At 63.1% G+C, this 26,113-nt stretch carries 24 protein-coding genes, 1 tRNA gene and 3 pseudogenes; 12 read left to right on the top strand and 16 right to left on the bottom strand.

What is annotated here, in order from left to right:
* A partial coding sequence (locus tag A5678_RS27515) for a hypothetical protein (protein WP_197502112.1) occupies nucleotides 1-1,911 on the top strand: 1,911 nt, incomplete at its 5' end.
* Nucleotides 1,912-1,948: 37 nt separating this feature from the next.
* Nucleotides 1,949-2,251, top strand: coding sequence for a hypothetical protein (locus tag A5678_RS12085; RefSeq protein ID WP_156746870.1), 303 nt, complete (start codon nucleotides 1,949-1,951; stop codon nucleotides 2,249-2,251).
* Nucleotides 2,252-2,753: 502 nt separating this feature from the next.
* Here A5678_RS12085 and A5678_RS27070 read toward each other — a convergent pair.
* The gene (locus A5678_RS27070) at nucleotides 2,754-3,170 is read right to left on the bottom strand and encodes a hypothetical protein (protein ID WP_156746869.1); all 417 of its coding nucleotides are present in this window, start codon (nucleotides 3,168-3,170) and stop codon (nucleotides 2,754-2,756) included.
* Nucleotides 3,171-3,561: 391 nt separating this feature from the next.
* Nucleotides 3,562-3,906, bottom strand: coding sequence for a hypothetical protein (locus tag A5678_RS12080; protein ID WP_068042501.1), 345 nt, complete (start codon nucleotides 3,904-3,906; stop codon nucleotides 3,562-3,564).
* Nucleotides 3,907-4,682: 776 nt separating this feature from the next.
* On the opposite strand from A5678_RS12080, the gene A5678_RS12070 reads away from it, so the two are divergent.
* Entirely contained in the window at nucleotides 4,683-5,078 is a 396-nt protein-coding gene (locus A5678_RS12070; protein WP_068042497.1) for a universal stress protein, read from the top strand.
* Between the two features lie 85 nt (nucleotides 5,079-5,163).
* Nucleotides 5,164-5,400: a hypothetical protein gene (locus A5678_RS12065; protein WP_068042495.1), complete on the top strand. Its 237-nt coding sequence runs from the start codon at nucleotides 5,164-5,166 to the stop codon at nucleotides 5,398-5,400.
* A 7-nt stretch (nucleotides 5,401-5,407) separates the two neighbouring features.
* Here the strand turns inward: A5678_RS12065 and A5678_RS27065 are convergent.
* A pseudogene (locus A5678_RS27065) lies at nucleotides 5,408-5,524 on the bottom strand (transposase); the annotation flags it as partial.
* Nucleotides 5,525-5,783: 259 nt separating this feature from the next.
* On the opposite strand from A5678_RS27065, the gene A5678_RS12060 reads away from it, so the two are divergent.
* Nucleotides 5,784-7,064, top strand: a complete 1,281-nt coding sequence (locus A5678_RS12060) for an adenylate/guanylate cyclase domain-containing protein (RefSeq protein WP_068042493.1) — start codon at nucleotides 5,784-5,786, stop codon at nucleotides 7,062-7,064.
* Between the two features lie 574 nt (nucleotides 7,065-7,638).
* Here A5678_RS12060 and A5678_RS27060 read toward each other — a convergent pair.
* On the bottom strand, nucleotides 7,639-7,911 hold the full coding sequence (locus A5678_RS27060; protein WP_156746868.1) for a hypothetical protein: 273 nt from the start codon (nucleotides 7,909-7,911) through the stop codon (nucleotides 7,639-7,641).
* Between the two features lie 63 nt (nucleotides 7,912-7,974).
* Nucleotides 7,975-9,189: an aldose epimerase family protein gene (locus tag A5678_RS12055; protein ID WP_231983647.1), complete on the bottom strand. Its 1,215-nt coding sequence runs from the start codon at nucleotides 9,187-9,189 to the stop codon at nucleotides 7,975-7,977.
* Here A5678_RS12055 and A5678_RS26475 point away from each other — a divergent pair.
* The 3 genes and pseudogenes from A5678_RS26475 to A5678_RS27055 form a co-directional block, all read left to right on the top strand.
* Nucleotides 9,143-9,241: pseudogene (locus A5678_RS26475) on the top strand (histidinol-phosphatase); the annotation flags it as partial. The gene A5678_RS12055 and the pseudogene A5678_RS26475 sit on opposite strands and share 47 nt — an antisense overlap.
* A 49-nt stretch (nucleotides 9,242-9,290) precedes the next feature.
* The gene (amrS, locus tag A5678_RS12050) at nucleotides 9,291-10,397 is read left to right on the top strand and encodes an AmmeMemoRadiSam system radical SAM enzyme (RefSeq protein ID WP_068042491.1); all 1,107 of its coding nucleotides are present in this window, start codon (nucleotides 9,291-9,293) and stop codon (nucleotides 10,395-10,397) included.
* A gap of 457 nt (nucleotides 10,398-10,854) precedes the next feature.
* Nucleotides 10,855-11,026, top strand: a pseudogene (locus A5678_RS27055) (dihydrolipoyl dehydrogenase); the annotation flags it as partial.
* A gap of 225 nt (nucleotides 11,027-11,251) precedes the next feature.
* Here the strand turns inward: A5678_RS27055 and A5678_RS27050 are convergent.
* From A5678_RS27050 to A5678_RS26465, 3 genes are read right to left on the bottom strand one after another with little or no spacing between them, the layout of a single operon-like run.
* Nucleotides 11,252-13,006 (bottom strand): serine/threonine-protein kinase PknH/PknJ, encoded by a 1,755-nt coding sequence (locus tag A5678_RS27050; RefSeq protein ID WP_068042489.1) that lies wholly within the window; start codon nucleotides 13,004-13,006, stop codon nucleotides 11,252-11,254.
* Nucleotides 13,007-13,034: 28 nt separating this feature from the next.
* Nucleotides 13,035-13,772 (bottom strand): sensor domain-containing protein, encoded by a 738-nt coding sequence (locus tag A5678_RS12040; protein WP_197502111.1) that lies wholly within the window; start codon nucleotides 13,770-13,772, stop codon nucleotides 13,035-13,037.
* Nucleotides 13,769-15,487, bottom strand: a complete 1,719-nt coding sequence (locus A5678_RS26465; RefSeq protein WP_156746866.1) for a serine/threonine-protein kinase PknH/PknJ — start codon at nucleotides 15,485-15,487, stop codon at nucleotides 13,769-13,771. Before A5678_RS26465 ends, A5678_RS12040 begins: the two co-directional genes overlap by 4 nt.
* An 874-nt stretch (nucleotides 15,488-16,361) precedes the next feature.
* Between A5678_RS26465 and A5678_RS12030 the strand changes: the two genes are divergently transcribed.
* Complete coding sequence (locus tag A5678_RS12030; RefSeq protein ID WP_068042485.1) at nucleotides 16,362-17,546, top strand: ATP-grasp domain-containing protein; 1,185 nt, start codon at nucleotides 16,362-16,364, stop codon at nucleotides 17,544-17,546.
* Here the strand turns inward: A5678_RS12030 and A5678_RS12025 are convergent.
* From A5678_RS12025 to pgm, 4 genes are all read right to left on the bottom strand, one after another.
* Nucleotides 17,535-18,419: an alpha/beta fold hydrolase gene (locus A5678_RS12025; RefSeq protein ID WP_068042483.1), complete on the bottom strand. Its 885-nt coding sequence runs from the start codon at nucleotides 18,417-18,419 to the stop codon at nucleotides 17,535-17,537. The two genes, A5678_RS12030 and A5678_RS12025, sit on opposite strands and share 12 nt — an antisense overlap.
* Nucleotides 18,420-18,715: 296 nt before the next feature.
* Nucleotides 18,716-18,788: transfer RNA gene (locus A5678_RS12020), tRNA-Ala, on the bottom strand.
* Nucleotides 18,789-18,841: 53 nt separating this feature from the next.
* Entirely contained in the window at nucleotides 18,842-20,029 is a 1,188-nt protein-coding gene (locus A5678_RS12015) for an MFS transporter (protein ID WP_368664893.1), read from the bottom strand.
* Between the two features lie 74 nt (nucleotides 20,030-20,103).
* Nucleotides 20,104-21,732: a phosphoglucomutase (alpha-D-glucose-1,6-bisphosphate-dependent) gene (pgm, locus tag A5678_RS12010; RefSeq protein WP_068042479.1), complete on the bottom strand. Its 1,629-nt coding sequence runs from the start codon at nucleotides 21,730-21,732 to the stop codon at nucleotides 20,104-20,106.
* A gap of 104 nt (nucleotides 21,733-21,836) precedes the next feature.
* On the opposite strand from pgm, the gene crcB (A5678_RS12005) reads away from it, so the two are divergent.
* Together crcB (A5678_RS12005) and crcB (A5678_RS12000) are read left to right on the top strand one after the other, a co-directional pair.
* Complete coding sequence (gene crcB / locus A5678_RS12005) at nucleotides 21,837-22,232, top strand: fluoride efflux transporter CrcB (RefSeq protein WP_068042477.1); 396 nt, start codon at nucleotides 21,837-21,839, stop codon at nucleotides 22,230-22,232.
* Entirely contained in the window at nucleotides 22,229-22,612 is a 384-nt protein-coding gene (gene crcB / locus A5678_RS12000) for a fluoride efflux transporter CrcB (RefSeq protein WP_068042475.1), read from the top strand. The genes crcB (A5678_RS12005) and crcB (A5678_RS12000) overlap by 4 nt, the downstream gene beginning before the upstream one ends.
* A gap of 1 nt (nucleotide 22,613) precedes the next feature.
* Here crcB (A5678_RS12000) and A5678_RS11995 read toward each other — a convergent pair whose 3' ends face one another.
* The 3 genes from A5678_RS11995 to A5678_RS28320 are packed head-to-tail and all read right to left on the bottom strand — an operon-like array spanning nucleotide 22,614 to nucleotide 24,480.
* Complete coding sequence (locus A5678_RS11995; RefSeq protein ID WP_068042474.1) at nucleotides 22,614-23,231, bottom strand: GNAT family N-acetyltransferase; 618 nt, start codon at nucleotides 23,229-23,231, stop codon at nucleotides 22,614-22,616.
* Complete coding sequence (locus tag A5678_RS11990; protein ID WP_068042472.1) at nucleotides 23,228-24,103, bottom strand: LLM class F420-dependent oxidoreductase; 876 nt, start codon at nucleotides 24,101-24,103, stop codon at nucleotides 23,228-23,230. Before A5678_RS11990 ends, A5678_RS11995 begins: the two co-directional genes overlap by 4 nt.
* A 20-nt stretch (nucleotides 24,104-24,123) precedes the next feature.
* Complete coding sequence (locus A5678_RS28320) at nucleotides 24,124-24,480, bottom strand: DUF488 domain-containing protein (protein WP_068042571.1); 357 nt, start codon at nucleotides 24,478-24,480, stop codon at nucleotides 24,124-24,126.
* Between A5678_RS28320 and A5678_RS11980 the strand changes: the two genes are divergently transcribed.
* Entirely contained in the window at nucleotides 24,419-25,693 is a 1,275-nt protein-coding gene (locus tag A5678_RS11980) for an HNH endonuclease signature motif containing protein (RefSeq protein ID WP_068042470.1), read from the top strand. The two genes, A5678_RS28320 and A5678_RS11980, sit on opposite strands and share 62 nt — an antisense overlap.
* Before the next feature lie 178 nt (nucleotides 25,694-25,871).
* Here the strand turns inward: A5678_RS11980 and A5678_RS11975 are convergent, their stop codons facing one another.
* A complete protein-coding gene (locus A5678_RS11975) occupies nucleotides 25,872-26,081 on the bottom strand; it encodes a hypothetical protein (RefSeq protein ID WP_156746865.1) in 210 nt (69 codons plus the stop codon).
* Nucleotides 26,082-26,113 lie beyond the last annotated feature (32 nt).

The following is a 26,113-nucleotide window of genomic DNA, read 5'->3' as shown; positions in this document are numbered from 1 at the left end:
GTCATCGACGCGGCAAAGGCGTTGCGGCTGACTGCTCAAGACAGCGGTGTCATCGTCAATGCACTCGACGCCCAGCAACGGTTGGGCCACCTTGTCAACGCCCAGTCAGTGGTATGCACATTCTCCGTTCCCACGCTAAGCGGACCGCGAAACATACTGCTGGGCGGCGATTTTCAGTTTGCCTCATTGGGATCCAGTGATGAGACACTGATGGCTGAGCGCGACCGGCTGCTGAAGTCCATCGCTGAACAGGCTCCGTACGTCTTTGCCAAACTGTCGCATCACGGTTCCGACAATGCGGTCAGTCCCGGGTTCCTCGATGCCCTTGGTTCAACCGACGTGGTGGGGATCTGTTGTGGCCGTGGACATCCGGCCCACCCCAATCCTGACACGCTTCAGCTGCTCAATCAGCGAGCCGCATCTCCGAGATGGATCCGCACTGACCGATCGGGTCATCTGAAGATGAGGATTGAGGCAGACGGCTACGCCATCTTTCCAAGCGGCGCGACTAACATTCTTGAACCGAACGCGCCCGACGCAGCCGCAGCCACAACGCCCACACGAACGACCCCCCTGGCCGCGCCTGCCGCGGCTGTCGGTTCCCAGCCCCGTCTGGAATCGATGGCGTTCGAAATCCCTGCGCGCGCCACAACGGTCACGATCAAATTTGACCTCATCCTCGCCGCAGATGCCACTTCCGGCACAGCGCAACCCGTCACGTCCGAAGCGATTGTGAGAGCGCCAACATCAGCGCGCCTTTCGCCAGGCACGCCGACGCAACCCTCGAATCGACCCACACTGAGCCAAAACAAGTTTGAGATAGGCGGCGGCCGCGACTTGCCGCCTCTTCTGTTCCTGACCGATCTCGTTAAATTGGGCGAACACATCACGCCCAACGTGGTGGCAACCATTATCGACGCGATCGGCCGAGGGGGACATCGGGTATGTGACGTTGCCAACGTCGGGGCGTCGACGGTAGACGACATTGCCGCGGCCCTCCGCGCAAGGATCGATGAGCGGCCACCAGCGCAAGTCGTGATCCTTGGCGGCTATGACGTCATCCCCTCCGCGCAAGTCGAGTCAATCCCCCCCGAGACCTCCGCATCCATGAAACAGATCGTGCGTGCAGCTGATCCTGACGGTTTTGTCGTCTGGTCGGACGACAGTTATGTCGATATAGACGGTGACTGGCTGCCTGAGATACCAGTCTCGCGGGTTCCCGACTGCCACGATGCCTTGTTCACACTCAAGGCCTTGCAGGCCGAGCCGGCCGCTACGAAAGTACGCAGCGGGATCCGGAATTCGGCCAGGGAGTTCGTGATAGAAATTTTCGACACTCTGCCGGGCGCCACCAGTCTGCTGGTGAGCGGACCAACGGACTCGCGCAGCCTCACGCCCGGCGAACTTGACGGCAGCCACTTCTATTGCATGCTGCATGGCTCCGACTCCGATGCCACGCGATTCTGGGGTGAATGGCCGACAGGCAACTGCGTCGAAGCTGTGACCCTGGGTCATCTCCCGACCTCAGACGTCGATTTCGCCGTGTTGGGTTGCTGCTGGGGCGCACTGCCAGCCTCTACAAAAGCCGCCGATTGGAAGCCCGGGCAGCCGATTGTTGGAAGACTTGCCGGCCAAAGCATTGCGCTGACGCTGCTAGCGGCGGGCGCGCGCGGTGTATTCGGTTGTACCGGCGCGCACTGGTCACCGACCAAGCCGCCCTATGACACCGCCTCAGGCCCGTTTCACCGTGCTTTATGGCGGTCGATCCTGGCCTGTAACTCACCGGCCGCCGCGCTGCTTGAGGCAAAGTATGATTTTTCTAGCAGGCTAACCACGCTAACCGACGCGAATGACCTCGCGATCGCGTATAAGACGCTTGCTCAATTCACTTGCCTCGGCTTGGGATGCTAGCCACCAGCAAGGAAGGACGGTACATGCGATGGGGAAGTTGTCCGACGACGAACTGCGAGAGCTGATCGCTAAATCAGCGCCAGACGTCCTCATCGAGGACACGCGCAGGCAGACGAAGGAACCACCACCGGGGATTCGGTCCCTGCCCGATCGGAAAACCCTGGCGGAGAAGGTGGCCCGATATAGAGGCCTCGATGCCAGTGCCGTCGTCGAACCCCAGCCGCTGTCGGAGGATCAGTCCCAGTTCGTCGACTTGACGGTGCGCACCGCAGAGGGGACGCTACGGAAAGCGGCGATGGTTTCGACTGAAACCGGTGAAATCATCGCAGAGCAAGGTTAGCGACAAACCGGCTAAGCCGCCAGCAGGACAAAGGAAATAGGTTTGGCTGCGCCTCGGCCTTTGTCCGAAGTCCGAGACTAGATATTGCCTCGGCTATTTCATCTCGGATTGGCCTATCAGGGTCGGATATAAGCGCAGCCCAACCACAATTAACCCAAGTTATCAGTTTGTATTAGCTCTCCGTAAGGATTCGGCATCCACTGCAGTCAAACTCATAGACGTCGCCGAGCCAAAGCATTTCAATCTGCTCTAGAGGCCGTGGGATCACTTTCGACCTCAATCGTATCAACAGGCTCGTTCACAGACGACGTCGTTCGGGATCTAAGAACTGTACGATCTTGTTAATAACCGCGAAAAGTCCCGAGCCTCGGCCTGGAAAGAGCGCGCCCATCGCGAGTTCGAACGTTACATGTCAACAATGAAGCACAAAGCAAGTTGCGTACCTGGTATAACTGCGCATCGAACCCTCGCTTGAACCATACACGGCACTCTTTCGGATAGGTTATAGTGAGAGAAGAAATCTTGCGAAACTATTCGCCCTCAAGAAGCGCTGGTTGGTTTTGACATAGATGGCATCCGGCGTTAGACCTGATATATCGTCTAGGACGGCGCCCGGCGTTGTAGCTGTGGAATGTTCGCCGTCCTGTTTGGGCTTCAAACTGACGAACGTCTCCGCCCCTTTTGACACGATCACCGGTGCGGCCGCTCCCGCATAGATTGCAGTCAAGGCTGAAAGCTGTCCAGGCAATGCTAAAACCACCAATCCGGAGGCAATTACGAACACCACCGTGAAAAAGTAGTACCTGAAGGGCCCATCGACCTTCTGAGCCTTTATTTGAGCCTGTCGAGTGATTTCGGGGAATGCGGCGCCCAAGCACCCCCAGCCAAATAATGAGAGATGCGCTGCTGAGAGATTCACTGCAATTTCTCCCTTCTCGCCACACTTGCATCCAGTCTCTGCAACCCTTCAGCGGCTGCGTCAGGCTGTTTTCCGACGTCAATTGAACCTTAGCTGCTGAAGGATGCTCTTGGGATCGACGATCTCGACGTCACTCGCGACGAAAGAACACCCTTGTTCGCGAAACGGAGCCTTGCCCTTTTACCGCCACAGACGCACCTACCCTTTCCCCTCATTTTCGGTCGGGGTCGGAGTAGGGCCGCCGAATTTGTGGAGCTAAGGGGACTCGAACCCCTGCTTAACCAGGCAGAATGAGGCGCTAACTGCGGTTTAATTCCGCCTCGTTCCGATTAAGTACCGGTCGTTACCTGCGGTTTCCATCTCGGATCTTGACGGCGCCAAGAGCGGTCACCTATGAAAACCACCCTCGACCACCTATCCACAGCGGCGGCTCCTGGCCGTTGTACATGCTCTTGGGCCGCCACCGCTGTCTGTGCAGCAGCCGGCCCGCGTGGTGCTCGGCCACGTCCTTTAGATACTCGACATCGTCGCTCGTCCATGGGTGCTGGCCAGTTCCGTCCAACCACCACCTCGGTTGGCCATCCTGCTCGTAGCGGGTTATCCGGTAACGCCCGGCGACGTGCCTGCCCTTGACATCAACCTGCCAGTCCAGCAGTCGGGGGCGCACGGCCTCGGGTGCGGGTTGGACAAATCCCTGAGGGTGGGTTATCCGGATTTCGATGAACTCGGCACCCATGATTTAACCCTAATCCAAGTGATGGACCACTTATAGAAGTCTGCTGCGAACCGCGCAGCAAAACGACCGCTATCCGAACAGGCGCCATAGATTGCGACCCTGCCGGTCTGCTCCGGCATCAGGATCTGACCGTTCACCGTGGCTGACTGCGACGGACTGGCGCACGCCGCACAGGGCCCCGCGTTGATCGGGCCGCTCCTTCTCTCCTGGGGTACGCGCGCACTTTCTTGCCGCCCAGGCGGGGTCGTCTCCATGGCCGATGGGGGTCAGGAAGCGGCTCCTCCGAGCAGGCGTAGTCGTGCCGCTGCGATCACTGCCTCGGCTTCTGCAATTACTGCTTCTGCCACCGCCACCCTGGCTTCTGTCGGGGCTTCTGCTGCCTCGCGGCGCGCCGCGTCTCCGCGTGCCTCCGCTCTTATGACCATTAACAGCACCGCGCAAGCTACGACAGCCACCACTGCCCCCGCTACGGCGGTGACGATGAACGCAAAGGAAAAGCTCAACACAATCAGCCGCCTCTTCATCATCATGGACGTTAAGTCGGCTGGTACCGCATCGACGTTACCCAGGATCCGCAGGCGGCAGCCTCGTCATTCACGAGCCATCGGTGCAGCGGACCAGATCGCCAACTACGGGCACATTGCCAGGCCAGTACGCCCCCAACGTTTGCGGCATGCTCCCACAACGGTGGAAATTATTAAGGAGTGTTGTAAACACTGCTTGGCAGGGTATTCCACCAGGACAAATGACACGGCTATCGGAGACCTTGGGGGCAAATGAGCGGCTATCAGACGTTGGTGGTTGGCACCGACGGGTCGCCGACATCGCTGCGCGCAGTCGACCGCGCAGCTGAGATTGCTGCCCGGTCGAACGCGAAGCTGATCATTGCGACGGGATATTCATCGGGTTCGTCGGCTGCACGCAAATCGTCTGCGGTCTTGCGCGAGGCCAGCGATCGGGCTCAAGCGGCCGGAGCGAGAAACATCGAAGAGCGGCCAATTCCCGGTGCTCCGGTAGAGGCGCTGGTGGGCCTCGCTAATGAGGCGAAGGCCGACCTACTGATAGTCGGTCGGGTAGGGCTGGACCGGATAATCGGCCGGTTATTCTCCGTGCCGGGCAATGTGTCACGCCGGGCCAGAACCGATGTGCTGATCGTCCACACCACCGCCTGACTTTGGAAGATTGCGCCGCTGTCGGTGACGCCCCTAGTTCGCCGAGTTGCTGCTGGCGGCTCAAAAAAGATGTAGAACTGAGCACATGAACGATGCGCCGCGAGGGACCGTGCGCCGCTCGGCTGACGGAGCGCTGCTGGTGCGTGAGTTGCGCGGCGATCAATGGGGCTGGAAGCTGGTGCCCTCTCAGTCGGAACACACCGTGTTCTTTGGTGACCACGAGATCGACCCGCCCTGGCTAGAGTGGCCAATCATCTGGTGCCCCGACGCGAATTTTCACGAACAGGACAACATCCGTCGCGCCCAAGGGCGACCCGCCTGAGCGTCGTCTAGCTCCCAACCCGGCCGTCGCGCTCCTTGAGGAAGATCGCGTCGGTAAACACCACCGGATAGGTCGGCTCCAACGGCCGGTTGCACCATTCGGCCATCTCGGTACTTACCTGGTCAACCGTGGTGCTCGGTCATCTCGGCGTCTGGCGCGGTCAGTCTACGGGTAATTGGCCGGCTCATTCCGAGATATTCTCGATTCTCGCTGGTCAGCGGTTTAACCGAGCGCGGTGCGCAAAGGCCATCCGGTCAATACAAATATCAATTCCAAAACTATTGCAGCACAAGGTAATAAGCTAAGGGCATGGCGGCCAGTGCGAAAACCCGCCAGTCGCGCGACCAGGTGGTCCGCTTCGCCGGTCGAAGCGGCTCGGGGGTCTGCGCTGGAGCGCGACCGTCCCGGTACGTGATCAGCACTACGGCCTCCGCGTCGAGCGTCGGCTCCGGGTGCTGAGGCTCGCGACATGGTCAGCTGCTTTCTGCACCTTGAGCTTCGGAATCGGCTTCAGCGTCGTCACCGGAGCGGAGTTCCGACGCGTCCTTCTCATCTACGTCGTCCCGGCAATCATCTTCGCACTGGTGCCACGCCTTCACCGGTTCGGTGAATTGGCGGCACCGGTGACCTTTATCGGCTGCACCTACGCGACGATCTTCGTCCTCTGCTGGTTGGTGGGCACCGGCTCGGGTCTGCAGTTCTACTTTCTCGTGTCGGCTCCCCTTGTGGTGTTGCTGCTCGGTGTCGAGCACATCGCCCTCGTTTCTGGCCTCGTGGGCATCGGCGCTGGGCTCGCGGTGACGTTGTATACCGTTGTTCCGCACGACACCGGAATCCGGCCTGCCTGGGCCGTCACAGTGAATTTCGCCTTCGCGCTGGTCGTGGCCTGCGGGATGATTGTCGCAACGGTCTGGTACGCGCTGCGTGAGATGGCCCATGCGGAGGAGGTCATGGACCTGGAGTACCGGAGATCGGAGTCGTTGCTGGCCAACATCTTGCCCGCGAGTGTCGCCGAGCAGTTGAAGAATCCGGACGCGAGCATCATCGCCGACAAGTACGAAGACGCTTCGATTCTGCTGGCCGACATCGCTGGATTTACCCAATGGGCCAGCACCACGAACCCTGCGGACTTGGTGAAGTTCCTAAACCAGCTTTACACCGATCTTGACCGGCTGGTCGATCGCCACGACTTGGAGAAAATCAAAACCAGCGGGGACTGTTACATGGTGGTCAGCGGAGTGCCCATGTCCCGCCCGGATCATCTCGAGGCGCTCGCAAACCTCGCGCTCGACATCGCCGACGCGGTGGCAGACCTGCGCGACCCTTGGGGACGACCGGTTCCGCTGCGAATCGGGCTGGCTGCGGGTCCCGTGATCGCCGGCGTGGTCGGTGCGCGCCGATTCTTCTACGACGTATGGGGAGATGCGGTCAATGTCGCCTCACGCATGGAGTCAACTGATCGCGAGGGCCGCATCCAAGTACCGCATGAAGTCTATGAACGGCTCAAGGACGACTTCCTGTTCGAAGAGCGAGGTGACGTCGTGGTCAAGGGCAAGGGTGTGATGCATACCTGGTACCTGGTGGGACGCCGGCGAGCCGCGGGCGGCGACATCACCGGCGGCACACGGGTGACGACATCGCCTCAACCGCGGTCGGGCACATAACGGTTTCGACCATTTTCTGGAACCTCGTCGCCGAAGCGAGGTCCTGAAAAGACGTCGGCGACTGCTTACTGTAGAACCGGTAGAGCACCTGCGCGTACATGCTTGCGGAACGGCGAGAACCGCGAAGCGGGTGTGCTGCCGAGCTCTTTTCGACGGGGTAACGGGCCCCATGATGCGACCTGCACAACCTCCGTTTGAAGGAATCGCTTGTATTGAAACTGTGCCCGAGACGTGCCCGAATCAGGACCGCTGCGCCCGACGGTCCCTCCACAATCGACACCATGAGGCTTCAGATTCATACTCAGCCAGCGCCCGACCGATTGTGCGAAACCTGCGGGGGTCCATCCGAGTGGCTGTCGCAGCCGTTAATCCTTGGAAACGGCACAGAAGAGATGGCGCGCGAATTGTCGCCGTGGACGCCACGGTGTGCCGACCCGTTGTGCCACAGCCGCAGACCAAGGCACCAAAAGACACGCGCGTCCGCTCACCCCTGAGCCGATCGGTCCGTTGGGCCGACGGTGACGCCGTGTCGCTTGACTGTAGTTGTGCTATCAGTCGCGCAACAGCTTGCCCGTCACCGCACAGATCGCACACTGCCGTTTTCCGCACCTTTACAGCCAGACCGCCGGAAGCGATCACCATGCACACCGAGGCACACGACGCGGGCCGCGAAGAGCGCCGCGCGCAGCTTGAGCGACGACGCGCCGCCGTCGCACACCAGTTGCGTCGCCTGGCAATCGAATTGGCCGATCTCGACAGACAGCTTGACGAGATCGAGCAGTCGCAGCGCTGACCGATAGTGACTACCGCGATGATTTATCGCATGGCTTCGGCGCGCGAACTTCATGTGCCTCTCAAAAATCAGATAATGGTGAGGCCCGACCGCAGATATGGGCGCCCGCACCGGCGCTCATTCCGCGCTGAAGGCTAAAACCGTTGTCGAATCGTAGGTCTGGCCCGGGTGGAGCGTGGTGGTCGGGAAGTTCGGGTGATTTGGCGAATCCGGGTAGTGCTGGGTCTCCATCGTGAATCCCGCTCCCTGCCGGTAGATATGCCCGCTCGTGCCCGTGAACGACCCGTCGATGAAGTTGGACGTGTAGAACTGCACCCCTGGCTCGGTTGTGGAGACAGTCAAGACACGCCCTGTCTGCGGATCCTCGGCCCTGGCCGCCTCCACCAGGCCCGTGTTGTTGCCGCGGTTGATCACCCAGTTGTGGTCGTAACCCCGGGCCAGCAACAGCTGCGGGTCGTTCGCCGTGATATGCGCCCCGATCGCGGTAGTTGATGTGAAGTCGAACGGTGTGCCCTTCACCGTGGCGATCTGCCCCGTCGGGATCTGTGTCGAGTCGGTCGGCGTGTAGTTGTCAGCATCGATTGTGAGCTTTTGGTCGTAGACGTCGAGCGTGTCTTCACCTGCCAGGTTGAAGTAGCTGTGATTGGTCAGGTTGATCACGGTCGGCGCATCGGTGGTCGCGTGGTAGTTGGTCCGCAGTTCATTCTTCTCATCCAGGGTGTAGGTGACGGTGGTCGTCAGCGTCCCGGGATAGCCCATTTCGCCTGCCGGACTGACATATTGGAGCTTCAGGCCTACGCTGTCGGTGCCGTTCTCCTGACTGGCCTGCCACACTTTCGTATCGAAGCCCGCGGTGCAGCCATGCAGGCTATTGCCGTTATTGTTGATCGGCAAGTGATACTCGTTGCCATTCAACGAGAAAGCTCGCTTAACGATGCGGTTGCCATAGCGGCCGATGATCGCGCCGAAATAGGTCTTGGCGGATCCGGTGTTGTTCAGGTAGCCGACCAGAGTCGGAAATCCCAGCACCACATCGCCGACATGTCCGGTGCGATCGGGGACCTCGATCGACTGAATGATGCCGCCGTAGGTGAGGATTCCCACGCGCATGCCGTGCCCGCTGGTGAGCGTGTAGCGGCTCACCGGCGTCCCACCAACCTGACCGAACGGCTCGCTGTTGATCGACGGTGGCCCTGCGGGTATCGATGCATTGCCGCTGTCGGTGGTGATTCTGCGCGCCGCACCCGAGTCGGCGGTATCCCAAATCCAAGAGCGCGCCGCACAAATCTTGGTGCGCGAAGCGGGCGGGACGCTAACAGGCTTGGACGGCACCGCGAGCCCGCACCGCGATAGCGCCGTGGCGACAAACGACCTGCTTTCTTAACTGGTGCTGACCAGGTGTAAAGGCGGGTAGCCTGGCGCTCGAGCATGCTATGACCACCCTCCTCTCGCAGAACGACCCGTTTACTGTCGCCACCAAACACTGGCATCGCCTCGATGACGGGCGGATCCAGTGCGACGTATGTCCACGCGCCTGCAAACTTCACGAGGGCCAGCGCGGCCTGTGCTTCGTCCGCGGCCGGATTGATGACCAGGTGCAGCTCACCAGCTATGGACGTTCGAGCGGGTTCTGCGTCGATCCGATCGAGAAGAAGCCGCTCAACCACTTCCTCCCCGGATCGGCCGTGCTCTCGTTCGGAACCGCCGGGTGCAACCTGGCGTGCAAGTTTTGTCAGAACTGGAATCTCTCCAAATCCCGCGAGATCGACACGCTGGCCAGTACGGCCACTCCTGCGTACATCCCGCGCACCGCTGACGAATTAGGTTGTCGCAGTGTGGCATTCACCTATAACGATCCGACGATCTTCTGGGAATACGCCGCTGATGTCGCCGACGCCTGCCACGATCGGGGAATCCACGCGATTGCGGTGACCGCCGGCTACATGTGCCCGCAGCCCCGCGCCGAGTTTTACCTGCACATCGACGCCGCCAACGTCGACTTGAAGGCGTTCACCGAAGACTTCTACCGCAAGGTCTGCGTCGGGCATCTGCACGATGTCTTGGACACCTTGGTCTACCTGCGGCATCAGACGGAGGTGTGGCTAGAGATCACCACTTTGCTGATTTCCGGAGGAAACGACAGCGACGCGGAAATCGCAGCCGAATGCGCGTGGATCCGGGAGAACCTCGGCGTCGACGTACCGGTGCATTTCACCGCATTCCATCCCGACTACAAGATGCTAGACACACCGCCCACACCGCCCGCCGCGCTGACGCGGGCCCGCCGTATCAGCATCAATGAAGGCCTGCGGTTCGTCTACACCGGCAACGTCCACGACGCCGAGGGCGACAGCACGTTGTGCCCAGGGTGCGGATCAGCTGTCGTGGTTCGCGACTGGTATGCGATGCGGCACTATGCCCTAACAGACGATGGCCGCTGCCGCGCATGCGGCTGGCAGTTGGCCGGTATCTACGACGGCCCGGCCGGACAGTGGGGCCCGCGGCGGCTACCTATCCGGGCCAACCTCCCCGAGGCGTGAAGGACTTAGCTCGCGACCTTGGCGATGGTGCCAGTGAGGTCCTTCTCCGTAGACGGTGCCATCGATAAATGCAGGACGCAACGGTTCAGCGGTGCCATCGCACCGGTCCCACCCACAGCGGCGGCGTTTGTGCCGACTCGGGGCGGGGGCGGGCGTTGCGGGTGATGGGGATGTCGAATAAATGCAGGACGCAACGGTTCAGCGGTGCCATCGCACCGGTCCCACCCACAGCGGCGGCGTTCGTGCCGACTCGGGGCGGGGGCGGGCGTTGCGGGTGATGGGGATGTCGACTGCGTGACTGTCCCCGGCTGTGGTTTTGACCGGGCGGGCCTGTGTCGGGCCTGGCGCGCTACGGTCGTAGGCGGCCCGACGTGCCGGGTCGCGAAGGATGGCATAGGCGGCTAGTAACCGCTGAAGCTGCTCATCGGCGACCGGGGCGGCTCCTGGGTGCATACTTCTGCCGCGGGCGACGATCTGCCAGCCCCCAAGTGGCCAGGTTCGGGCTGCCCGAACAGGAGGCCGCGGCTCACGACATCAATGCGGCCAAGTTCCCATTGGTGGCCAACGGCAAGGCGCACCGACTGCGCGACCCAAGCAGCTTCGTCAGGCTGATCTCCGACATCAAGTACGTCAGCCTTGCTTCCACATCGTTGACACTAGGGGCGCGGCGTAGAGGCGTCGTCGTCGTAGGCGTTTGTTGAGGACCCATCGGTCCGCCCTGACCCATGCGGTCGGGTCCCATCATGCCGCCGGGTCCCATCATCCAGCAACTACCGCCATGGCCGCGGAGGAACCCCGGTGCCATCCGTCGTGGCCGGCTAGAGCGGTGTCGAGGACAACCCCGGTGCCGATTTCTACCGGCCATTCACGCGAGCGATGATCCTGTCGGCTATCGCTTCCGCCGCTGGAGCGCCCAATTTACATGTTTCAGCTAGGACGACATAGTTCTGTGCACTGGTAATGACCGTTTGACACGACCAATCAGGATCTGCCTGCTCCACGGCAACCGCGATGGTTCGATCACTCTTGGACATCACTCGCGATTCCCATGAATAACCTTCTGCCGTGTAGGTCTTCCCATTACACGGGTGCCACGCGGCGGCAATCCTGTCCCGGAGATTGATCGTAAGCTGCGCGGTCGGCAGTTCAACAACCGCCTCCTGTGCCGTCGGACGCCCGTGGCTGTCCGGTCCCCTGTAAATCTCGCCGCGCATCGCGATCCAGCCGGTTCCGTTCAGTTCTGCTTCATCGAACGACCCGGAGTAAGCCAGCGCCTCACACTCGGGGGGCGCCGTCGCCACCGGGGCAACAACGTATGGCCAGGTCTGGCGGCTGCCATCCAGCTGCATACCTGCAATTCCCGTAGTCGAACTGATTTCGCCGCCATTCAACAGCAGCGTGTCGATATCGGGCCCTGCCGGGGTTGGCGCTGTCGTCGGCGGGGTAGTCGGTGGTGCTGCGCTGGGCGCGGAGGGCGGGGTCTTGCGGCCCGAGTCACCGCTCTCCTGGAGAACGACCAGGACCATTGCAATCGTTGCCACAACAGCAAGCACAGCCGCGGCGGCGATGCCGGCGAACACCCACTTTCGGCGACGTGCAAGTGATGGCATCTGTCTCGACGGGGGCGGCGCGCCCGTTAGGGCCGTCGGCGGCACCGAAGTAGGTCGCAGCAGGGTTTCATGTGCCCAGTCCGGCGTCGGTCCCGGCGGGCGCGGTGAAAAAGAAGCCGGAACACCCGACGGCATACCTGAATTCAGCTGCGTCACTGACGGCATGCCATACGGCAGCGTCGTGGAATGGCCCGCAAGGGCGCTGCGCGCCGCTCGAGCCAGATCAGTGGCCGTCTGGTAGCGCTCATCTGGATTCTTGGCCATGCCCTTTTCCACCACCGCGTCGAATTCACGCGGCACCTGGGGCAGAATAGCCGAGGGCAGTGGCGGTGGCCTCGTCAAGTGCGCCGCGATCTGCTGCTCGGTGCCTTTTTCCACGAAAGGTTGCTGACCGGTCAAGCATTCGTGCAGCACACACGCCAGCGAATAGATATCGGAGCGGTGATCAGGTCGGCCAGTCTCAAATCGCTCCGGCGCCATATACGCGAAGGTGCCAATCGCCATACCGGTGCCCGTCAAGCCCGACTCGTCCATGGCGCGCGCGATGCCGAAGTCGATCAGGTACGCGAAATCATTAGCGGCGACAACGATGTTCGACGGCTTCACGTCCCGATGCACGAGCCCGGCCCGATGAGCAGCCGCCAGCGCGGCGGCCACCTGCTCGATGATCATTACACCGCGATCGGGCGGCAACGGTCCGGCCGCAAGCATCGATTCGAGATCGCGGCCGTCGATCAGCCGCATATCGACATACAGGCGCCCGTCGATTTCGCCGAAGCCATGGATCGGGATAACATGCGGTTCTGTCAATCCGGCCGCCGCATGCGCCTCACGCCGGAACCGCTCTTTGAATACGTCATCCTTAGCCATGTCTGGAGATAGCACCTTCAGGGCGACGATCCGTTCGGTTACCGTATCGAAGGCGCGAAACACCTGTCCCATACCGCCTTGGCCGAGCAGCTCGAGCAGACGGTACTTCCCGAATACTGTCTCGTTCACATCCGATCCCGAGGGCCAGTTTCATGCACTAGCTGCCACTTTTCTCTTTGAGTCTGCCGACAATTAGCTCCGCGACTTTCTCGGCTTGATCCGTGATATCGAAGCCGCACGCTTGGGCATCGACCACATACTTGGACAGCCGTGTGCGCACAAGTTGGCAGCGATATCGAGTGCCTTCGACCGTAACTAAGGCTGTCATGATGTCGCCGCTCGGATTGAAGTCGATCATGGACTCTCGCACAGGCTCTTTACCTTCCTCAGTGACCGAAAAAGGCTTGCCAAGGCAGAACTTCCATTCCTGGGCCGATTTCGTCATCATCTTTTGTGCCTCTGCTGGTGAAGAGAGGCCGAAGATAGCCTCGAGTACGAAATGGGAATTATCGCCCTCCGGCGATTGGAGCAACAGTCCGCTCAACGCTTCCCAGTCGACGGCCTCCCAGACCTGTTCGGACTCCGGATTGGCGACGGCGCTGCATTCAGCGGGATCGATTTTGGCAGTATCGTGCGCCAATTTCCCGTAACTAGCGGTGACGGCGATGCCCTTCACACCGAAAATGGAGTTGACTTCCTGCGGATAGAGCAACGACCTTCCGACGCCCTCCGCCACTGGTTGATCCGTTTCGGTAAGACGGGGCGAAGCGGGGCGAGCCGCTGTCGCGATAATGGCGGTAGCTGCTATCGCCACCACTGCGGCAAATACGATCGCGGAGCAGACCAGCGCCTTTCGCTGCCACCACGGATATCTGGGGCCGTTCGCATAAGTCATCGTTGACTGTCTCCTCGGTGAAGTATCTTGTCGCTGATGATCTTCGACTTGTTGGCGATGTCGTCGACGCATGCGACGGCCTCTGCGACAGCATCACCATCGACAGCGAAAGTATGCTCGCACAGCAGGTTCTTGCCTCCCACAAAATCGCCTTGGATATCGAGCAGTGCAGTCGCCCTGTGAGGCGCGGTGTCTGTGATTCTGGCGGTTATCTTCACCGTGAGGTCGGCATATTGCTTTCCGTCACAGGCTCGCCAGGCTGAAGTCATTCTGGTCAGAAATTGCTGTGCGGCGGTGGCGGACGGCGCCTGCCCTAGGAGCTGAGTAACGCTTTCTTTGCCGCGATTACCGGTCTGACTCAGTTGTTCTGCAGTGATGTTGGTTATGCCAGCAGGCGAATACGCGGCCTTGTCACCGACGGAATTCACTGGATCACATTCCGGAGGGGACACAGAGTAATACGAATCTTCCAGTTCCGTGTATCTGTCGATGAGTTCGAGATCGCTCCTGCCCATCAAGGTGTTTATGTCCTTAACTGAAAGAAGCGACGGGCGGTTCTGGGCACTCGAGCGACTTGTGGCCCAGAATATCGTCGGGACGGCGACGGCCGTGACGATCAGCGCACAAACGGCTGTCAAGGCGATTGCGTGGCGCTGCCACCACGGCTCGGCGCGCGCACCGATATGTTCGATAGCACCCGGCGGTGCGGCGGCGAACGGAGCCTCGGTCCGATAGGCCCCCCAAGGAGCGGAATAAACCGGTGGGTGCGCAGCAACTCCGGTGGCCTGCTGGAAGTAACCGGGCGGCGCACTTGGTGGCCCAGCGGGGGGCATACTTGGCGCTGGCGGTGGCGGGCCGGTCCGCGGCAGCGGGGTGGTGATCGCGGCGCGGGCAGCTCGCGCCAGCTCTATGGTGCTCGGGTAGCGCTGGTCGGGGTCTTTGGCCATGCCGGTAGCGATGACCGTGTCCATCAGCGCCGGCACGCCCGCGTGCATGGCCGACGGGCGTGGCGGCGGGGTGGTCAGATGCGCGGTGATCTGTTGTTCGAGACTCTCACCGGGGAAGGGAGGGCTGCCGGTCAGGCACTCATAGAGCACACAGGCCAACGCATAGATATCGCTGCGGGGATCGCTTTGGCCGGTGCTGATGCGCTCGGGGGCCATGTAGGCCCAGGTGCCGATCACCGCGCCGGCGCTGGTCAGCCCGGCCTCGCCGACGGCGCGGGCGATGCCGAAGTCGATCAGATAGGCGAAATCGTTCTCGGCGATCAAGATGTTGGACGGCTTGACGTCGCGGTGCACCAACCCGACCCGGTGCGCGGCGTTCAGGGCCGAGGCGATCTGGTCGATGATCCCAATCGCCCGGGCCGGCTCCAGGGGCCCCTCGGCCAGCAGGGTTTGCAGGTCACGGCCCTCGATGAGCCGCATGGTCACAAACAGCCGTCCGTCGATCTCGCCGAAGTCGTAGATGGGTATGACGTGGGGCTCGTTCAAACCCGCAGCGGCATGGGCCTCGCGGCGGAACCGCTCGGCATAGGCGGGATCCTCGGCGACGTTCGGCAACAGCATCTTCAGCGCCACCACCCGATCCATGGCGGTGTCATAGGCCCGCCACACCTCGCCCATGCCGCCGCGGCCAAAAAGCTCCACCAACCGGTAGCGCCCGAACGGCGTGCCCTCCACTACGGACCCCGCTGGTGTCTGCACAGGTTCCATCCGCTCGCCCCTATCGACGGATTCGCGCTCGCCGCAGCGATCAAGGCCACCACCGAGCGCTCCCTTGGTTGCTAGACTTCTCATCCTCGTGCAGCTTCAAGGCACGGCGTAGGGCCACTTGTCCCCGGCTGCCAGGACCATTGGTCCACCACCCGGACCGGTGCGTGCGCGCCACGAACCGAACCTGGATGGCACAGCGCGGTCGCATCACCGTAGCGATTCCCGGGTACTCACTCGCCGCTGAAATAGCCCTTGACGTGAATTAACTCCTGCCAGAACAGGATTCCGGGGCTTTCCATCCGAGTGGGGATGAATAACGGATTGCAAGGCCGGATTCGCCTGACACATCAGATTATGGAACTAGACGACGAGTGCCACGTCGGCCTTGTCGGCGGCAGCTGCAGATACATCGACAACAACGCGCGGATCCGTGGCTTCCACGGCATTGATCGCCGCGGGGCATCGGTTCACGCTCGTACTTGTGGCGGGCCGTCGCTGGCCAGGGCCGACGCCAGGTATCACGTGCGATGCCGAGTTGCCGTGAATGCCGACCGACAGACAATCACAGCTGTTGTGGGGGCGCCCCACTGACATTTGGTGGGCGCTCGCCCGAATCAGCATACCTAGTGCGGCTTGGCCATTATTGCCAAATTCGTTGTCGTGCAATTGAAAAGCTCGAGAACCGGAAGGGGCATGGGCATCGGGACTGGGCTGCGGGTTGCGCCTTGGTCATGCGTGTGCGTGACTTAAACGGGTAGTCGCTTGTTTGTATTGGTTTGAGTCGATAAGCCTAGGCCATGAATCCGCAGCGATCGAGCGCTCGCGTGCGTCAGGACCGTGAAGCGCGTGGCGGCTGTTCCCAAAGGGAGGTTCGATGTCCGAATTTGGCGCAAAGACCGTGCTGATCACCTTCGGTCGGTCGTACCTGTCACTTCATCTGGCCCGCTTAATGGCCGCGGCCGGCCACGATGTGCTGATCACGGACTCGGTGCCCTTTCCCGTCACCAGGTTCTCCTCGTCGGTCAGGAAAACTTTCCGCACGCCCCGGCCAAGGTATGAACCGGTCGAATGGACGCAGACCCTCGCGCAGATCGCCCGCGAGGAGGGCGTAGACCTGCTCGTGACGGTCCACGAATCGACCGAGATCCTGGCAAACACGATCAAGCGATACCCAGGCCTGTTCCCGGACGGCTGCAAGTTGTTCTTCTCCGATTTCGATCTCGAGGCCCGGCTAGGGCACAAGTACGAGTTCCAGGCCGCACTCAAAACGCTGGGCATACCCACCCTCGACTTTGCGCTGGTCCGCAGCCAAGAGGAGCTCGAGGCGCTGGATTTCGACCAGCCCGTCGCCCTCAAGCGCGTCTACTCGCGCGGCTCGGAGGACGTCTACAAGGTGCGTCCGGGGAAGCTCCCCCACGGCCTGAAGTTCGAAGCGAACAATCCGTGGATCGCGCAGGAGTGGGCCGACGGCACGAACTATTGCTCGTATTCCGTCTGCCACAACGGTCAGGTAAAAGCACACGCCGTCTACCCGGTGCGCTATGCGATCGGAGGCACGTCATGCCTGATGTTTGAGTCTGTCCAGCACGAGGGCATCACCGCATGGGTGCGCGAATGCGTCAAGGCGTTCAATTTCACCGGGCAGATGGGTTTGGATTTCATCGAGGTGCCGGGCCGGGGGCTCTTCACTGTCGAATGCAATCCACGGGCTACCGGTGGAATTCTGTTGTTCGATCCGGAAACGCGGGTCGACAGAGCATTTTTCGGCGTAAACGACGAGGTCATCGTGCCCAAACCTGGCGTAAGCAAGATGCTGGGCCCTGCGATGCTGACATACGGGTGGCGCAAATTGTCGCGGAATGACAAGACCTTCCGCGAATTTCTGCGCGATTACCGGCGTACTGACGGAGTCGTCTTCACCCGCCGTGATCCTGTGCCGAGCCTGGCGCTGCCGCTCGTGGCGGCAACCATTTTCGCCGAGGCCGCCCGCTATCGAGTGAACATCCCAGACGCGTTCATGCACGACCACGACTGGGATGGCGGTCACCTAGCGCTGTGAATCCCGGTGAGCACAGCAGAAATTGGTGATCCGGGCGACGCTGTCGCCCGGTGCCGTGAAGATGCCGCCGTGGCCTGCGCCGTCGATCTGTGCGAATTCGGCGTCAGGGATCAGTCGGGCCGTCGCCTCGCAGAGGGCCGGCGGAAAGAACAGGTCGTGTTCGAATGCCAGGACGAGCGTGGGCACGTCGATCGCGCCGAGATGTTCCGGGGTGGGTTCGCCGGCCGTGATCCACTGGTGCGATGCGGACAGCTGTCCCTTGAACCCCTCCAATCCGCCCCACCCGCTCTCATAGCCGGCCGACAGCGCCTGCTGCCAGCCCTGCACCGTCGCCGGATCTTGCAGCATCGGCGGGTGCAGGGTGGTCAGCAATTGCTCGAAGACCAGTACCTCGCGCGGCAATTCGCCGTAGCGCTCGATCAGGCCGAGTTCCATCTCACCAACCATCGCACCCACCGGCGAGGGCTGCAGCCCGGCGAACAAGACCAGCGCACGCACCAGCTCAGGCCGGCTGCGCAGCAGCATCTGCGCGGTGTAACAGCCCATCGAATAGCCGACGACCGTGGCCTGCCCAGCCTGGAAATGGTCGAGTATGGCGGCGGCGTCGTCGGCGAGGTCTGCCACCGAGTAAGGCGCGGCTGGTGCGGAAGATGGTGACATTCCACGCGCGTTGTATGCGATGACCTGGAATCCCGCCTCGACGAGGGACCGGGGAAGCCCGCAGATGTCCCACGTGATGCTCGGCATCCCGAGACCGCCGACCAGTAGAACGGTCGGACCTTCTCCGGATCGTTGCACCGCGAGCTCGACACCCGGTTCCGCGATGACGAACTCGAAGCCATCGTTCGGCGCTGTTCCCGTGGGATCGCTCATTAGTTCAACCGTAACAACGAGCGCATCAGCGCTCTGCGTAATGCGCTGCGATAACGATGGAGTTGTCCCGGGCGAATGCCTTATTTTCCCTGGCTTCGCAAACCCGGTCCCGACCTTGCATGAGCAGAGATCGCCAAACTATCAAACCCTGTACCGGACCGGGTAGTACTCGGTGCCGTCCTCGCGGGCGCGTTTCCTCACCGACGCCATGGCATGCGATCTTAATGCTGTGTGTTGACGAGAATGTTGGCGCGGCGGACCAATCCGAGATTGCACCTTGAGCTGCGGGTCTTGAGTGGAGCTAAGGGGACTCGAACCCCTGACCCCCACACTGCCAGTGTGGTGCGCTACCAGCTGCGCCATAGCCCCAAGTCGTGCCAATCGAAGCTACACCAACCGCCACCCCGGTTCAAAGTTGCTGTTCACGCAGCCTCGCCGTCCGCCTGGGGCTCCGCCAGGCCGTGCTCCGGATGGATCAGCGTCCGCGTTTCCGGTGCCAGCACCCAAGCGGCAGCCGCGACCAGCAAGACAATCCCGCTGATGCCGAATCCCCAGCCGAAGCTCAGCTTCTCGGCGGCCCAACCGACCGTCAGGGAGCCGATGATGGCACCCAGATCGGACAGCATCTGCACCGCCGCCACCGGCATTCCCGCGCGTGCCTCGCTGCCGAGAATGTCCGCCACGGCGGCCTGCATCGGCGACATGAAAACGCCTGTGGTCGCACCCGATACCGCCGCTGCGACCATGAACGCCGACAATGACGACACGACTCCCAGCGCGGCGGTCGCCACCCCGGACGCCGCCAGGCCGACGATCAACAACGTGCGCCGACCCATCCGATCGGACAGGTAGCCGCTCGGGACGACGGCCAGGGCGTTGCCGCCCGCGAATGCGGCAAGCGCGACCCCGATGACGCCGACGCTTTCCCCCATCACGTCGGCGAGGAAAAGCGGCACCAGCGCGACGCGCAGACCAAATGCCGCCCAGCCCGTCGCAAAGTTGGCCAGCAGCGCCGCCCAGTAGGCGCGGACGCGCAGCGCCTGGCGCATCGTCACCGTTGACCGGGTGGGCGGCGGGGGCGCGGCCAGCTCCGAATGCCGCAGACCGTAAAACAGCACCACCGCCACACCCAGCATCGCGACGCCGTACACGATGAAGGGAGCGGTCAACCCCCACCCCGCCGTCAGGCCGCCGATCGCCGGCCCGCCGACCGCACCGATCATGAAGGACGTCGTGAACAACCCCGCGATCCGCCCGCGGGCGTCGGGCGGGCTGATATGGATCATCAGTCCCAATGCCGAGACATAGAACATCGTCGAGCCGATACCGCTGACGGCCCGGAAGAGCAACAGTTGCCAATAGGCCTGCGAATATGCGCACGCGATGGTGGACAACGCCACGATCAGCAAACCACCGATGTAAATCCGCCGCTCGCCCAACCGCTGCGCCAGCGCGCCGCTGACCGGCGCGAAACACAGCCGGCTCAGCGAAAAGACGGTGACCAGGAAAGTCACCGCCTTGATGCTGACCCCGAAGGTATGCGCAAACGCGGGCATCGCCGGCGAAATGACACCGTAGCCCAGCGCGACCATCACATTCGCCCAGCTCAGGATCCAGACTTCGCGTGGCAGCCGGCCAGAACGGGTGCCGCGTCCCCCCGAACGGGCGAGGCGGAGGGAAATGGTCACCCAATGACTTTATTAACCACCTCGCGCGCGGCTTTTTGCACCTCCGCCAAATGCTCGGGGCCATTGAAGGATTCCGCGTAAATCTTGTAGACGTCCTCGGTGCCGGACGGCCGCGCGGCAAACCATGCGTTGGCGGTGGTCACCTTTAATCCGCCGAGCGCGGCGCCATTGCCGGGCGCCACGGTGAGCTTGGCGGCGATCGGCTCGCCGGCCACCTCGGTCGCGGTCACCTGCTCGGGCGACAGCTTGGCCAGCCGGGCTTTCTGCTCACGATCGGCGGGCGCGTCGACCCGCGCGTAAAACGGCGTGCCGTACTCGGCGGTCAACTCCTGGTAGCGCAGCGACGGAGTCGACCCGGTGACCGCCAGGATCTCGGAGGCCAGCAGCGCCAGGATGATGCCGTCCTTGTCGGTGGTCCATACCGAGCCATCGCGCCGCAGGAACGAGGCCCCCGCGGACTCCTCGCCACCGAAGCCGATGGTGCCACCGATCAGCCCGTCGACGAACCACTTGAATCCGACCGGTACCTCGACGAGCTTGCGCCCGATGCCGGCGACCACCCGGTCGATGATCGACGAACTGACCGCGGTCTTGCCGACGGCAATGCCGTCCGGCCACGACGGCCGGTGCGTATAGAGATAGTCGATGGCGACCGCCAGGTAATGGTTCGGGTTGAGCAGGCCCCCGTCAGGCGTGACGATGCCGTGGCGGTCGGAGTCCGCGTCGTTGCCGGTGGCGATCTGGTAGCGGTCGCGGCTGGCGATCAGGCCAGCCATGGCATCCGGTGAGCTGCAGTCCATCCGGATCTTGCCGTCGTGATCGAGCGTCATGAACCGCCAGGTCGCATCGACCAGCGGATTGACCACGGTCAAATCCAGGCGGTGCCGCTGCGCGATCTCACCCCAGTAGTCGACGCTCGCGCCGCCGAGCGGGTCCGCCCCGATCCGCACCCCGGCCGCACGGATCGCATCCACGTCGACCACGTTGGGCAGGTCGTCGACGTAGTCGCCGAGGTAGTCGTGGCGCCGGACAGTCTGCAGCGCTCGGGCCAGCGGAACCCGCTTCACCCCGGAGCCGTCACGCAGAATCTCGTTGGCGCGCTTGGCGATTGCGTTGGTCGCATCGGTGTCCGCCGGCCCGCCGTTGGGCGGGTTGTACTTGAAGCCGCCGTCCGGTGGCGGGTTGTGCGACGGCGTCACGACGATCCCGTCGGCCAGCGCTTCGGTGCGCCCGCGGTTGTAGCTGAGGATGGCGTGGCTGACCGCCGGCGTCGGGGTGTAGCGGTCGTGCGAGTCGATCATCGTCATGACGTCGTTGGCCGCCAATACTTCCAGCGCCGACACCCAAGCGGGTTCGGAAAGGCCATGCGTGTCACGGCCGATGAACAACGGCCCGGTGGTGCCGTGGGCGGCACGGTATTCGACGATGGCTTGAGTGATGGCCAGGATGTGGGCCTCGTTGAACGCACCGTCCAGCGCCGAGCCGCGGTGGCCCGACGTACCGAACACCACCTGCTGGGCGACGTCGTCGGGATCGGGCTGAACCGAGTAGTAGGCCGTCACCAGGTGAGGCAGATCGACGAGGTCTTCGGGCTGGGCCGGCTGACCGGCACGGGGGTGGGCCATGGTTCTCAATTCTGCCCGCGACGCACCTCGCTGACTTGTCAGGTACTTTTCTGACGTCCCGGATTCACCCACCCGTAAGTCCTGGCAGAGGGAAGGGATCAGGCGTGGCACACGACTATCGCGAGCTGGCCGCGGTTTTCGCGGGCGGGGCGCTGGGCTCCCTCGCCCGTGCCGCCCTGGGCACGCTCATGGCCGGCGACCCGGCGAAATGGCCGTGGCCGACGTTCACGGTGAACATCGTCGGCGCTTTTTTGCTGGGATACTTCACCACCCGCCTGCTGGAGCGGTTGCCGTTGTCGAGTTACCGGCGCCCCATGCTCGGCACCGGATTGTGCGGCGGGCTCACCACGTTCTCCACGATGCAGGTCGAGACGCTGAGGATGGTTGAGCACGGCCACTGGAGCCTGGCCGCGGGCTACACCTTCGCCAGCATCGTGTTCGGATTGTTGGCGGTGCACTTTGCCACCAAACTGGTGCGCCGGGTACGGATCCGCGGATGACGTCCGGCGCTGTCACGACCGCTGCGGTGTGGGCTGGGGTCGCGCTGATCGGCGGCGTCGGATCGGTGTTGCGCTTCGTGGTCGATCGCGCGGTGGCCCGCCGGGCCGCCCAGTCTTTCCCGTTCGGCACGCTGGTCGTGAATATCACCGGCGCCGCGCTGCTGGGCTTTCTCGGGGGCCTGGTGCTGAGCAAGGAGGCGGCCCTGCTGGCCGGAACCGCCTTCGTCGGCGCCTACACCACGTTTTCCACCTGGATGCTGGAAACCCAGCGGCTCGGCGAGGAGCGACAAGTGCGCGTAGCGGTCGCCAACATCGTCGTCAGCCTCGCGCTGGGCGAAGCGGCGGCGCTCCTCGGGCAGTGGATCGCCGAACGGCTCTGAGTCACCCCCAAGGAACGTCGTCGGGCGTCCGGGGCAGCACGTAGAGCGCCATCCGCCGGTTCGACATGTCGTGTTCGCCGAGGAAGGCGCAGCCGCCCCGCTCGCAGAACGTGCGCGCCAAGACGTTGCGGTGGTCGGGATCGAACATGATGCGCCGACATCGCGGATCAAGCCCCAAGATGCTGCCCACCAAATACGGCAGCAGGTAGCTGACGTGTCCCCGCTTGATGTAATCCAGATCGGCCACCGCGACATGCAGACCAAGATCGTGCGCATCGTACTCGTATCGGGTAGCGATGGAATCCTTTGCCGCTCGGTACAATTCGATGTACGCGCGGTTTGTTCCATAGAGTGTTGCGATGAATGGGCGGGAGAAGCCACCTCGGAGTTGTGCCCGCAGATAACGGCGCCAGCGCGTCACCGGCCAGGCGGACTCCCACGCTTCCACCAGGTGCGGCCGGTTCATCCACTCGGCGATCATGTCGGCGTCGGCGTCCGGGTCGGCGAGACGCAATCCGTACGGCTCGGGCAACGCGGGTATCGGTGGCGGCGGGACGGCGCGCACCTCGTCGGGGATGTCGGTCAACTCCCGCGGCAGGATGGGATCGGCCGCGCTCATGCCGGTGCCGCCATCATCCACTGCTCAGCCAGGGCCGAGACCCATTCAACAGCCGCATCGGGCCGGTCCGGCGGCGCTGCGACCAGAACCAATTCGTCAACGCCCAACCCGGCGAGGGCGCCGATATCCGCAACGCCCGGATCGCGCAGCGCCACCGACAGCCTCAGCTGCCCACGATCACGCCCCGCCCCGGCGCAGAGCTGCTCCAGCTTGGCGATGCGTTCCCGGACGGCCTCCACGCCGTCGACGTTGAACCCATACCAGCCGTCTCCCCACGTCGCCACCCGGCGCAGCGCCGAATCGCTATTGCCCCCAATCGCGATCGGGATCCGACGATCGCGCACCGGCTTGGGGTTGACGCGGATGGAATCGAAGCAGACGAAATTGCCGTCGAACGAAGCGACGTCGTCACGCCACAAAGCGCGCATCGCCGCAACGTACTCGGCGGTCCGCGCGCCGCGATGAGCGAAAGGCACTGAGAGCGCCGCGAATTCCTCCTTCGACCACCCGATACCGATGCCCAGTGTCAGCCGTCCGCCGCTGAGCCGATCCAGGCTGGCGGCCTGCTTGGCCACCACCACCGGATTGTGCTCAGGCAGCAGGAGTACGCCCGTCGCCAGCCCGATCCGCGACGAGGCGGCGGCGGCGAAGCTCAGCGCGATCATCGGATCAAGCCAATCCGCTTGTGCGGGAACGGCGATGACGCCGTCATCCGAATAGGGATAGCGAGAGGCGGGCCGGTCGATCATGACGACGTGTTCGCCGACCCACAGCGTGGCGAAGCCGCAGTCGTCCGCCGCTGACGCGACGGCATCGATCACCGCCCGGTCGGCGCCGGCGCCGATTCCCAGGGCGTGCAATCCCAGCCGCATCGCCCGATCGTCTCACGCGTTCAGTGGCTTTTCAGCAGCTCCGCGAGAACGGCCGCCTGGCTGATGTCCGTATCGCGGGTCGCGGTGACCACGGTGACCACACCGCGCCTGGTTAGCTTCCGCAGCTCCTCGAGCCCCGGGTTGTCGCGCAGTTCCGCCTTGTACCGCGTGGCGAACTCGTCGAACCGTTCGGGCCGGTGCTGGTACGCCCTCCTCCGGGGTGACGTCGTCGTAGACCCGCGCCACCCAATTCGATTCTTGGCGCTCATCCTCGCCAGCGTAGGCGTGTCGGTGACCCGGTTTACTATCGAACGTATGTTCGAATCATTAGCGGAGGTCGACCCTGCCGCCGACGAATCGGCGCTGATAGAACGCATCGCAGAGCTGGAAACGGTCAAGTGCGCCGCCGCCGCGGGACAAGCCCGGGCGGCTGCCGCCCTGGACGCGTCTCGTCGCGCCTCCGAAGCGGCCGCCGGGGTGCCCGCGGCGCGGCGGGGACGGGGCGTGGCGGGCGAGGTCGCACTGGCGCGACGCGATTCCCCCGCGCGGGGCGGTCGCCATCTCGGCTTCGCCAAGGCCCTCGTGCACGAGATGCCGCACACGCTGGCGGCGCTGGAATGCGGGGCGCTGTCGGAGTGGCGCGCGACGCTGATCGTGCGCGAGAGCGCCTGCCTGGACGTCGAGGACCGCCGCGCGTTGGACGCGGAGTTGTGCGCGGACGCGGCGAGCCTGGCCGGCATGGGCGACGCGCGAGTGGCGGCGGCCGCGAAATCGGTCGCCTACCGGCTGGATCCGCACGCCGTCGTCGAGCGGGCGGCCAAGGCCGAGCAGGAACGCACGGTCAGCATTCGGCCGGCGCCCGACACGATGACGTATCTCACCGCGTTACTCCCTGTGGCCCAGGGCGTTTCGGTGTACGCAGCGCTGCGGCGCGAAGCGGATACCCGCGGCGACGGTCGCTCACGCGGACAGGTGATGGCAGACACGTTGGTCGAAAGGGTCACCGGCCGCAGCGCCACGGTCCCGACTCCGATCGCGGTCAGCTTGGTGCTAACCGACGAGACGCTGCTCGGCGGGGACGATGCGCCGGCCGACATCTCCGGCTACGGTCCCATCCCCGCCACGGTTGCGCGCTCGATGATCGGCAGCGCCGCCACCGACCGACGCTCACGCGCGACGCTGCGCAGGCTTTATGCGCATCCTCGGGCCGGGGCGCTGGTGGCGATGGAGTCGCGGGCACGCATCTTTCCTCGTGGGCTGGCCGAATTCATCGGGTTACGCGATCAGCGGTGCCGCACTCCGTATTGCGACGCGCCGATCAGGCACCGCGACCACGCACAGCCGTGGGCCGACGGCGGCCCGACCACCGCGGACAACGGTCTGGGACTGTGCGAAAGTTGCAACTACACCAAGGAAGCCGCGGGCTGGCGGGTCAGCACCACGGTCGACGAAAATCACACCCACAGAGCACTATTCACGACGCCGACCGGCAAGAGCTACCGATCGATGGCCCCGCCGCGCGCCCCAGCGATCACGGTCAGCAAGGTGGAAATCCGCATCGGAGTGTCACTCGCGCGACACGCGGCCTAGGTCTCTTCGCCGGTGAACCGGGAGACGTCGATGACTTCACCGCGATTGATGCTGACCCAGTCGCGCCCATCCGCATTCGTGCTGCTCAGAGGCTTTTTCACGACGAGCATGGTGATGCCGTGCGATATACGTGCGACAGCAAAGGGAAAAGCCCCCCGGATTGGGTGGCGCTTGGCCGTCAGATCTTTCTTCCGTTGGCGTATCGGGGAGCCAGGCGCAGAGGTTGACCTGAGACTCGCATCGCCGCATTCTTCCGCTGCTGCTCGGCGTAAAACTCCTCGATCATCTCGTGTGCGATACGACCCTGCTTGGCCAGGAGGTCGCGGTAGCGAGGATTACGCCCCAGGCCCAGGTGTGCCCATCTAAGGACGTAGTTAGGCTCGGCCATGACATTCATCCTAAATCCTGCCTGGGAATACG

Origin of the sequence: Mycobacterium sp. E2733 (assembly GCF_001667585.1) — a bacterium.
Lineage (GTDB): Bacteria > Actinomycetota > Actinomycetes > Mycobacteriales > Mycobacteriaceae > Mycobacterium.
Note: the sequence above shows the minus strand (reverse complement) of the source record. Positions and strands in the feature narration are given on the sequence as shown.

Coding starts and splice junctions, on each gene's coding strand:
- A5678_RS12080 (WP_068042501.1), bottom strand. CDS start 3,906: ATGGGTGCCGAGTTCATCGAAATCCGGATAACCCACCCTCAGGGATTT.
- A5678_RS12070 (WP_068042497.1), top strand. CDS start 4,683: ATGAGCGGCTATCAGACGTTGGTGGTTGGCACCGACGGGTCGCCGACA.
- A5678_RS12065 (WP_068042495.1), top strand. CDS start 5,164: ATGAACGATGCGCCGCGAGGGACCGTGCGCCGCTCGGCTGACGGAGCG.
- A5678_RS27060 (WP_156746868.1), bottom strand. CDS start 7,911: ATGAAGTTCGCGCGCCGAAGCCATGCGATAAATCATCGCGGTAGTCAC.
- amrS (WP_068042491.1), top strand. CDS start 9,291: ATGACCACCCTCCTCTCGCAGAACGACCCGTTTACTGTCGCCACCAAA.
- A5678_RS12040 (WP_197502111.1), bottom strand. CDS start 13,772: ATGACTTATGCGAACGGCCCCAGATATCCGTGGTGGCAGCGAAAGGCG.
- A5678_RS26465 (WP_156746866.1), bottom strand. CDS start 15,487: ATGGAACCTGTGCAGACACCAGCGGGGTCCGTAGTGGAGGGCACGCCG.
- A5678_RS12030 (WP_068042485.1), top strand. CDS start 16,362: ATGTCCGAATTTGGCGCAAAGACCGTGCTGATCACCTTCGGTCGGTCG.
- A5678_RS12025 (WP_068042483.1), bottom strand. CDS start 18,419: ATGAGCGATCCCACGGGAACAGCGCCGAACGATGGCTTCGAGTTCGTC.
- pgm (WP_068042479.1), bottom strand. CDS start 21,732: ATGGCCCACCCCCGTGCCGGTCAGCCGGCCCAGCCCGAAGACCTCGTC.
- crcB (WP_068042475.1), top strand. CDS start 22,229: ATGACGTCCGGCGCTGTCACGACCGCTGCGGTGTGGGCTGGGGTCGCG.
- A5678_RS11995 (WP_068042474.1), bottom strand. CDS start 23,231: ATGAGCGCGGCCGATCCCATCCTGCCGCGGGAGTTGACCGACATCCCC.
- A5678_RS11990 (WP_068042472.1), bottom strand. CDS start 24,103: ATGCGGCTGGGATTGCACGCCCTGGGAATCGGCGCCGGCGCCGACCGG.
- A5678_RS11980 (WP_068042470.1), top strand. CDS start 24,419: ATGTTCGAATCATTAGCGGAGGTCGACCCTGCCGCCGACGAATCGGCG.
- A5678_RS28320 (WP_068042571.1), bottom strand. CDS start 24,480: ATGCGTTCTATCAGCGCCGATTCGTCGGCGGCAGGGTCGACCTCCGCT.
- A5678_RS11975 (WP_156746865.1), bottom strand. CDS start 26,081: ATGGCCGAGCCTAACTACGTCCTTAGATGGGCACACCTGGGCCTGGGG.